Here is an 8,805-nt window from a genome sequence, read left to right as displayed (position 1 = left end):
ACGGGACAAGAAACCGTCCGTACCCAGATTTATGTCAACGACCGGCGGCTGATCGTTTCCCAATAGGGTGCAAAAAAATCGTTCTCTGTTAGTCAGTTGCCTTAGTCTGGCATCGTTTTGTTAAGCACGCTCATTACGCCGATCTTAACCGGCCCCCAATACGGTCCGGTTTGCTAGGATGGGAAGTTGCGGCCAAACTCGATGCTTTCGATGGCAACGCTGAATAAGAACGGGCACTGGTTCGCGTTTGCGTTCTTGGGGCTATTGATCTGCGCAATTGCGTTCTTTGCACCCGCTCGCGTGAGCAAGATGCAGCTGGAACGCGAGGCCCAGACAGCCGCAAGCCGTATCTCGGAGCAGATCACGGACGAACCCGGTTATCTGTTCGATTCCCTAGCCAAACGCTCCCTCGCGCCGCGCGTCGGCGAGCTGCTGGAGCAGATGGGCTATGGGCCCCGCGTCCTTCGCTATGAGATCTACGACAAGGACGGCCAGCTCGTCTTCACGAGCGGCAACTCGGCCTTCGATCTGACACCGGATCTCGAAGCCAGCGACGCGGAAACCGCCACAGGGGACGCCTCGCCGTACTCCTCGATCAAACTCTACCAAGGTGGAGGCCTGGGGGCGCCGGACTATTTCGCGGCTCTCTCGATTCCGATCAAGCTGGGAGGCCAGCCAGAGGGCAAGCTCACGGTCTATCTCGACCAGAGCGAACAGGCCCGGGTACTCGCCGAATATTTCGGCCTGATTGCGGTCGTGACGATGCTGCTGCTGGCCGTCGGCATCGCCGCGCCGGTCGCTTTTGCCTGGATGCGGAGCAAGGAGCGCTACCAGGCGGAAGAGCAGCTTCGCTTCCTGAAGGATCACGACGCGCTGACGGGTCTGCCCAATCGCGCCGCCTTCACGCGGCTGCTGAGCGACGCTCTCAACCATATGCACCGCAACCGAACCCATATCGCGGTGCTCTGCGTCGACGTTGACAAGTTCAAGGAGATCAACGACTCCCTCGATCACGCGGGCGGCGATGTGGTGCTCCGCGAGATCGCGACGCGGATCGGCACCACGATCCGCAAGGGCGATCTGTTCGGTCGGCTCGGCGGCGACGAGTTCGCCGTGGCCCTGGTCGAGATCACCAACCTCGCGACGTGATGGCGTTCATGAATCGTCTCGTCGAGGCGATGCGCGAGCCCTTCGTGGTCGATGACAAAGAGATCGTCTGCACGACCAGCGTCGGCATCGCTCTCGCGCCCGGCGACGGAGAGACCGCGAACGTCGTCCTAAAGCACGCGGCCATCGCGCTGACCCGCGCCAAATACGATGGTGGTCAGCGCATGTGCTTCTTCGAGCGCAGCATGGACAAGGCGCTGCAACGCCGGCGCATGGTCGAGCACGAGCTCCGCCTCGCCATCGGCCGCGACGAGTTCGATCTGCTCTATCAGCCGCAATTCTCACTGGAGACCGAAGAGGCGTGCGGAACCGAGGCGCTGATCCGCTGGCACCATCCGGTGCACGGCAAGATCGCACCGGCGCACTTCATCTCCGTGGCCGAGGAGACGGGACTTATCGTTCCACTCGGCGAGTGGGTGCTGCGCCGCGCCTGCTCCGACGCCGTGAAGTGGGAGAAGCCGCTAACCGTCGCGGTCAACCTGTCGCCGGCCCAGTTCCGGGACGGCGATATCGTCCAGACGGTCGCCAGCGTGCTGAAGGACACCGGCTTGCCGCCGGAGCGGCTGGAGCTGGAGATTACCGAGAACCTCCTCATCAACGACACCGAGGAGGTTCTGCAGAAGCTGAAGACGTTCCGGAAGCTCGGCGTCGCCGTGGCCATGGACGATTTCGGGACCGGCTTCTCGAGCCTTTCCTATCTGGCGCGCTTCCCGTTCTCGAAGATCAAGATCGACCGCCACTTCATCCAGACCATGACAAAGGACCCCGCGGTGAAGGCGATCGTCCGCACCATCATCGCGCTCGGTAAATCCCTCGATATCACCATCACCGCCGAAGGGGTGGAAACGGTGGAGCAGGCCCGCATGTTGCGCGAGTTCGGCTGCCCGGAGGTGCAAGGCTTCCTCTACAGCCAGCCGATCTCGGCGGAAGAGGCAGGCCACGCGAAGCCCAAGGTGAGCACGCTCTCCAAGCACACGACCGCGGCCTAAGCCTAAGCTTCAGGGCTCGCGAAAAACTCCGCTACTGCTCCATGACGATCTTCGGCGCGGCTCGGCCGCCGCCCTTCGCCTGATCCAGTTCGGCTGCGGCCTTTCGTGCGATCTCGAGATAAGCCTTGGCCGGCTCGCTGTCGGGCGCGCTGACCACCAGGGGCTCGCCGCTGTCGGAGGTCTCGCGGACCTCCATGGTGAGCGGCACCTCGCCCAAGAACGGCACGCCCAGACGCTCCGCCTCGTGACGCGCGCCGCCATGGCCGAAGATGTCGGACTGGCCGCCGCAATGGGGGCAGATGAAGGTGCTCATATTCTCCACGATGCCGAGCACCGGCACATCGACCTTCTTGAACATGTTGAGGCCCTTCCGGGCATCGATCAGGGCCAGGTCCTGGGGCGTGGAGACGATGACGGCGCCGGCCAGCGGCACCTGCTGGGCCATGGTGAGCTGGGCATCGCCCGTGCCAGGCGGCATGTCGACGACGAGAACATCGAGCTCGCCCCATTCCACGTCCTTCAGCATCTGGCTGAGGGCCGACATCACCATTGGACCGCGCCAGATCATCGGCGTCTCTTCATCCACCAGGAATCCCATGGACATGACCTTCATGCCGAAGGCTTCCATGGGCTGAAGCTTGTTGCCGGCGAGCTCCTGGGGCTTGCCTTCGAGGGCGAGCAGCCGCGGCATGGAGGGCCCGTAGATATCGGCGTCGAGAATGCCGACGGTCTTGCCGAGGGCCTTCAGCCCCAGGGCCAGATTGACGGCGGTCGTGGATTTGCCCACCCCGCCCTTGCCTGAGGCCACGGCGATGATGCTCTTCACCCCCGGAACCGGCGTGCCTTTCGGCCGTGCGTTCTGTTGGCCGGGCGTTCCCAGGCCTTGGGGCTTGCCCGGTCCCTTGCCGGGACTGCCGGTGGGCGCCTGCTGACCCGGGCCGCTGCTGTCGAAGGGTGAGCTTTGCGCACTCGCTCCGTTCCCCCCTGCTCCGTTGCCAGACTGGCTCGGCGGCGGAGCGCTGCCAGGCTCCCGATCGGCCGTGAGGGTGACGAGAGCGCCCTCGACGCCGGGCAGGGATTTCACCGCGTGTTCGGCGTCGACACGCATGCCCTCGAGCGCCTTGGCACGGTCCGGATTGACGGAGATGGAGAAATAGACCTTCCCCTGGGTGATGACGATTTCGGACAGGAGGCCCTGGGCGACGATGTCCCCCTTGCCGTCGGGTCCGGGAATTCGCTTCAGTGCGTCAAGCACTTGTTCTTTGGTCACTGCTTCACTCATGGTCGTATATCTAGTCGGCCAGAGCCGCTTCGTCACCCGGCAGTTGCTGCGGCAGCGCGATCGCGGCGCTTGCAAAGGATCTCTATGTCGTTCTCAGGACACCCCGCCGCCGGATTGCTGCTCGCCGGGGGGCGATCCAGCCGATTCGGCGCGGATAAGAGCTTCGCCACGCTGGATGGCGCTCAGCTCGTGGACCGGGCCATCGCCCGGCTGAAGCCCCAGGTGGCTCGGCTGGCGATCAACTCCAATGGCGATCCGGCCGGCTTTGCCGGGACGGGCCTGCCGGTGATCGCCGACCCCATCGCGGGCTATGCGGGGCCGCTGGCCGGCGTTCTTGCCGGGCTGATCTGGCTTCGCAAGACCTCGCCGGAAATCCCGGCCCTCGTCACCGCCGCGGTGGATACGCCGTTCTTCCCCGAGACCCTGGTGGAGACCATGCTGAGCCAAAGCCGCGGGCGGTCGCTCGTCATGGCCGCTTCGGAAAGCGGCACCCATCCGACGTTCGCGCTCTGGCCGGCCGGACTGGAGACGGAGCTCGCGGACTACCTGGAGCGCGGCGGGCGGAAGCTGCATGACTGGATGGCGCGCCAGGAGGCCGCGATCTGCTTTTTCCCGGCGGTGGAGATCAAGGGCGAGCTGGTGGACCCCTTCTTCAACATCAACCGGCCGGACCAGCGCGAAGCGGCAGAGGCGCTGCTGCAGCGGGACTGACGGCAGACGCGACAGGGAATGCGCGTTCGGCTAGTCTCCGGATGGCTTGGGGTGCCGGGGGCGTGAACGGGGAAGAAGAATCTTCAGAGTCGCCTCATGCTGCATCTGGTCCGCTGGATCTTCCACGGCTTCGAATTCCTGATCGCCTTCCCCCTGAAGGTGCTGCGCTTCGTCTTCACGCGGCTCGCCTTCAACCCGAAGCTCGGGCGGATGCGGCTGATCGTCGGACCGGTCGTGCTCTATGTGCTGTTCGCGCTCACCCTCACCTATGTCTACGCGCCGATCCGCGGTCTGACCGGCCAGCTCTGGATGGGGAAAGCGCTCGCCTATGCGGATGAGCGGTCGCTCGCCACGGCGATCTACGACCGGGACGAGAACTTCGTCGGCATCTTCGATCCTATTCTCGATAGCCAGGAAGACTTCAACTACACGGACCGGCCGATCGCGCTGCCCGATTACATCGCCTACCCGGACCACAAATCGCTCCATGTGGGCCGGGTCCCGGAGGCCTATTGGAACTGCCTCTCCTACCATGAGGACCGGCATCTCGGCGGGCTCATCAACCCGTTCGGCATCGATCTCTACGGCGTTTTGAAAATCCCCTACTCGACCGTCAGCCGCTCGCTCTCATCTGGTGGGGTGAGCCTCGGCGTGGGCGGCTCGACGCTGTCCATGCAGCTCGCCCGGATCTTCTTCAAGACGCCGCCCTCGCCCGACGAGAGCGCCGGCGAGAAAATCTCCCGCAAGCTCAAGGAATGGTGGCTGGCACCCGTAATTCAGTGGCAGCTCGTCGAGCCCGGCGACACCACGCGCATGAAGCACTGGGCGGCGAACCATTTTCCGCTGGCCCAACGCACAGGCGGCCAGGCACTCTACGGGGTAGAGCAGACGAGCCTGATCGTGTTCGGTAAGCCCGCCTCGAAGCTTTCGCGGGCCGAGCAATACGTGCTCGCGGCGGCGGTGAACAAGCCGATCATCCTGCTTGGCGGATCGGAGACGATCGAGCGCATCCGGCTCGCGAACTGGCAGAGTTTGACCAAGGGACGAGCGAAGATCTGCGCCAACGCTCTGATCGACGATCCGACCGAACGGAAGACCACTCTCGATGAGCTGGCCCGCTTGAGCGCGCGTCCTCCGGATCCACATCCCCTGCCTTGGGGCGAAGAGATCCTGGCGAGCCTTTCGCCCGACAGGCGGGCCCGGGCCGGCGCAAACCCGGTCTACCGGAGCAACGTGCTGTTGCCGTCGGTGAAATACGGCGCGCGGGAAGAGCTGAAGGAGCGGTTCGGCTTCGATTGGCGCGCGGATGTCAGCGGTGTGCATCTGACCCTGAACGCGGCGGAGAATTTCCGCTTCCGGGAGGCGGAGAAGCAGGTGCTGGCGAAGCTGGACGCGCGCTACGCGGACCGCATCAACGATGCCTACAGCCTCGATCTCGATTCCGCGAAGCCCCACCCGGACATCATCATCGCCGCGGCGGATGCGGACGGACGGCTGGTGCGGTACTTCGAATCCAACTTCAACGCCGCCTATTTCGGCTCGTCCTCGGCGCGCGATCGGACGACCGGCCATTACGATGAAGCGAAGGAAGCTCGCGCCATCGCGTCGGTCGGCAAGATGCTGGCGGGCATCGCCATCGCCAATCAGGGACGCGACCGGGCGGATACCAAATGGCTGGATACAGATGCGCCTGCCGTGGGGCTGGAGGCTTGCGGGCGAGGCAATCTGCGCAGGCTTCGAACGGCGGAGGTCTCCTTCGCCTGCTCCCTCAACACCCCGCTGCTCTGGCGCACGGCGAAGGTGCCGCTGTCCGATCTGCGTGGTCTGACGGAGAAGCTCGACATCACCCTGACGGAGCCGGTGACCTCGGCCGCCAATCTCGCCAAGTCCATCGTGGTGGGCCATGTTGCGGCGAGCCCGCGCACGGTGCACCGGATGGCCGGCGTGGTGCTGGCGAACCTGACGGGCCGAGGGGCGCAGCCGCTTGCCGCGCCAACCCTGAATGCGCGGCTGGATCTGGTCGGCCAGGATGCCGTCACCGCAGGCACCGATAACGTCGTGCCGAACGACATCGCAAAGCCGTCGGCACGCGCGGGCCTGCGGGACTTCCTGACCGCGCCGGTCTGCTACGCCCACGGGACCATGCGGCATCTCTCCGACTGGTGCGCGGCGAACCGGAAGGGCGTGAGCCTGCATTTCGCCAAGACCGGAACCCGGGGCACGGGCGCCGCCGATCCGAATGCCGACGACACGGTCGATCTATGGGTCGCCGGCGGCATCCAGTTCGAGACCGGTGCTGCCTATTCCTATGTGGTCGTGGTCGGCACGGGGACGCCTGCGCAGCCCTGGGCGCGGGATCTCTATTCCGGACAGATCGCGGAGCCTCTGGTGCGCGTGTTGCTGGAGGATCTGGAGCGCCAGCCCGTGCCGGAGCCGGATGAGGTGACCAGCGCGGAGTGAGCGCTCGCCCCACGCGAACCACCCCCTTTAACACTACGTTTAAAGGTTTGTTTCGCGCCGCAGCATCCATTAAACCTAGAGCCGGTTGGCCGGTCGCTGGGGGGCGATGATCCGGCCAAAATGTTGGGAATCTCGGATCGTCTATGGCTGTGCCCCCAAACCCGCCGGACACCGCGGCCGATCGGCTCGACCGCATGCTGGACCGGCTCGAATCCCACAATAATCGCTTCGACCGGCTCAGGCGCACCTTCCCGAGCTTCAAGAAGATCGTGCTGGTGCTCTTCCTGGCGCTGATCTCCTGGTACGCGACCTATACGGGCATGCTGGAGTTGATCACCGCCAATACGGGCGAGGTTCCGGTCATGCAGCAGATCGCCATCGGCTTCGCCGTGGCGACGCTGATGCTGATGGTCCTGTACATCCTGGATTCCCTTTTCGCGCCCATCTCCTGGTGGCTGCGGATCCTCTATATCGGCGGCTACATCTTCCTGACCCTGATCTCGGTGGGGTTCGGCTTCGGGTTCTTCTGGAAGGTGCTGGAATCGCGCGCCGAGGCGACGCGATCGGCGGAAGCGGCGATCGGCCAGGTGCAGCAGGCCCTGGAGCAGGGTAAGACGCGCATCGCCCAGCTGGGTGCGACGCTGGATTCCCTGACCACCATCTCGGCGGAGAAGGCGGTTACGGAGCGCGAGCAAGGCGGCACCTGCCCCAACTCGCCGCCGGGCGACGGGCCGCGGCGGCGCTTGCGGGATTCGGACGCGGAGCGCTTCGCCTTCACCTCGGATTTCATCAAGGCACGATCGGGCACGATCCAGAAGGATCTGGATTCCCTGAACGCCGATCTCGCGAAGGTGCTATCCCGCGATCCTTCTACGCTCGATCCGAACACGGGCACGCGGAACCAGTTCATGCGCGGGCTGAACCGGAAGCTCGACCTCACCATCACGCGCTTCAACGCCCTCAAGACCGATCCCCAGCTGGCCGAGCAGCGGGACATGCTGGCTCAGCGAGCCGACAAAACGAGTTTCGATACGGGGAGCGGCGGGACGTTCGCCTGCCCCGATCCGCAGCTGCAGTCCGCTTTGCGCGGCGTCGTGCGGGCCATCGACAGCCTACCGGTGATCGAGAAGACCGACATCGCCGCGGTGGAAGGCTCCGAGGCCGTGGTTGAAGCCTTCCGGCGGCTGACCACAACCTTGATCGGCGCACTGCATTTCGAGCTGCCGCCCTCGCCCGACGAGCTGCGCGACCGCCAACGCCAGGCCATCCAGCGGGCGGAAAACCCGCAGGAGGTGACGGCGGTTGCGAACGAGCAGGCGGGTCTCGGCAGCCGGGACTACATCCCGCTCTTCGTCGCCATCTTCGTCGATTTCTGCCTGCTTCTGGTTTCGATCAATCGGCCGATCAACCGGTTTCAGAAGCTGCTCCATACGGTGCGCGATGCACGGGAGGGACCGGTCGGCGAGATCCTCGCCCGATTCCACGACAGCCATCAGGAAGGGCTCGCGCGCGAGTTCGAGGTTTTCCAACACGCGGTGTTCGACTTCATGGGGGATTACTACGTGGCCGTCCCCCTCAACGCCCAAAGCATGGAAGCGCTCTACCTGACCAATCTCTTCGTCGGTCTCGAAGGCAAGGGCATCATCGACCGGGCCATGCTGCCGCCGCCGGCAATGGTACGCCGCAAGCTTCGCCAGCAGGGAAGCAAGTTCGCCGACGCCACCGCTTTCCGCCTATACCGTTTCCGGGACGGGGCGTGGTCGAAACTGGTGCTGGACTCGATCCTCGGTACCGCAAGCGGCCGGCGCGCCGAAGGCGTGCAGCCCGAAAGCGACGTCGCGGAGGAGGAAGCCGAACGCCCCTCTCCGGCGAACGAGAACGTCCGCAACGGCAATGGGCGCTCTCTCGCCGAACGTCTGGAAGAGGCCGCCAACGACGCCCACCGGGAAGATTCGAATGGGCCGGAGGAACCACGGGACGACGAGGGCGAGCCGCCGCTCCGTGCGTTGCCCGGCCCCATGAACGGGAACGGCCGCCGGCCGCCTGACGCCTGAGATTTCTGCGGCCTTGGTTACCCGTTTCGAAACGGGAAGCGGATCAAACCTTCTTTAACCCCTGACTGCTAATCATGGGTCTGCACGCGAGGCGTGGCTGGGGCTTCACGCCCTCGCCGCGACGCGCAGATCCGACGATTCT

At 64.9% G+C, this 8,805-nt stretch carries 5 protein-coding genes and 1 pseudogene; 5 read left to right on the top strand and 1 reads right to left on the bottom strand.

Annotation, left to right across the window (positions count from 1 at the left end):
- Nucleotides 1-201: 201 nt before the first annotated feature.
- Together A7A08_RS17500 and A7A08_RS15000 are read left to right on the top strand one after the other, a co-directional pair.
- Nucleotides 202-1,268: pseudogene (locus A7A08_RS17500) on the top strand (diguanylate cyclase domain-containing protein); the annotation flags it as partial.
- A 63-nt stretch (nt 1,269-1,331) separates the two neighbouring features.
- Complete coding sequence (locus A7A08_RS15000; protein WP_342586702.1) at nt 1,332-2,156, top strand: putative bifunctional diguanylate cyclase/phosphodiesterase; 825 nt, start codon at nt 1,332-1,334, stop codon at nt 2,154-2,156.
- A 31-nt stretch (nt 2,157-2,187) separates the two neighbouring features.
- Here the strand turns inward: A7A08_RS15000 and apbC are convergent, their stop codons facing one another.
- A complete protein-coding gene (gene apbC, locus A7A08_RS14995) occupies nt 2,188-3,438 on the bottom strand; it encodes an iron-sulfur cluster carrier protein ApbC (RefSeq protein WP_069096267.1) in 1,251 nt (416 codons plus the stop codon).
- Between the two features lie 84 nt (nt 3,439-3,522).
- On the opposite strand from apbC, the gene mobA reads away from it, so the two are divergent.
- The 3 genes from mobA to A7A08_RS14980 all read left to right on the top strand — a co-directional run bounded on the left by mobA (nt 3,523) and on the right by A7A08_RS14980 (nt 8,663).
- Nucleotides 3,523-4,149, top strand: a complete 627-nt coding sequence (mobA, locus tag A7A08_RS14990) for a molybdenum cofactor guanylyltransferase MobA (protein WP_069096266.1) — start codon at nt 3,523-3,525, stop codon at nt 4,147-4,149.
- 96 nt (nt 4,150-4,245) lie between these two features.
- Complete coding sequence (locus A7A08_RS14985; RefSeq protein ID WP_069096265.1) at nt 4,246-6,609, top strand: transglycosylase domain-containing protein; 2,364 nt, start codon at nt 4,246-4,248, stop codon at nt 6,607-6,609.
- Nucleotides 6,610-6,752: 143 nt separating this feature from the next.
- The gene (locus A7A08_RS14980) at nt 6,753-8,663 is read left to right on the top strand and encodes a hypothetical protein (RefSeq protein WP_069096264.1); all 1,911 of its coding nucleotides are present in this window, start codon (nt 6,753-6,755) and stop codon (nt 8,661-8,663) included.
- The last annotated feature ends 142 nt before the right edge of the window (nt 8,664-8,805 follow it).

The sequence above is a fragment of the Methyloligella halotolerans genome, assembly GCF_001708935.1.
Lineage (GTDB): Bacteria > Pseudomonadota > Alphaproteobacteria > Rhizobiales > Methyloligellaceae > Methyloligella > Methyloligella halotolerans.
This window is presented reverse-complemented; position numbering and strand designations above follow the sequence as displayed.

Coding starts and splice junctions, on each gene's coding strand:
- A7A08_RS15000 (WP_342586702.1), top strand. CDS start 1,332: ATGTGCTTCTTCGAGCGCAGCATGGACAAGGCGCTGCAACGCCGGCGC.
- apbC (WP_069096267.1), bottom strand. CDS start 3,438: ATGAGTGAAGCAGTGACCAAAGAACAAGTGCTTGACGCACTGAAGCGA.
- mobA (WP_069096266.1), top strand. CDS start 3,523: ATGTCGTTCTCAGGACACCCCGCCGCCGGATTGCTGCTCGCCGGGGGG.
- A7A08_RS14985 (WP_069096265.1), top strand. CDS start 4,246: ATGCTGCATCTGGTCCGCTGGATCTTCCACGGCTTCGAATTCCTGATC.
- A7A08_RS14980 (WP_069096264.1), top strand. CDS start 6,753: ATGGCTGTGCCCCCAAACCCGCCGGACACCGCGGCCGATCGGCTCGAC.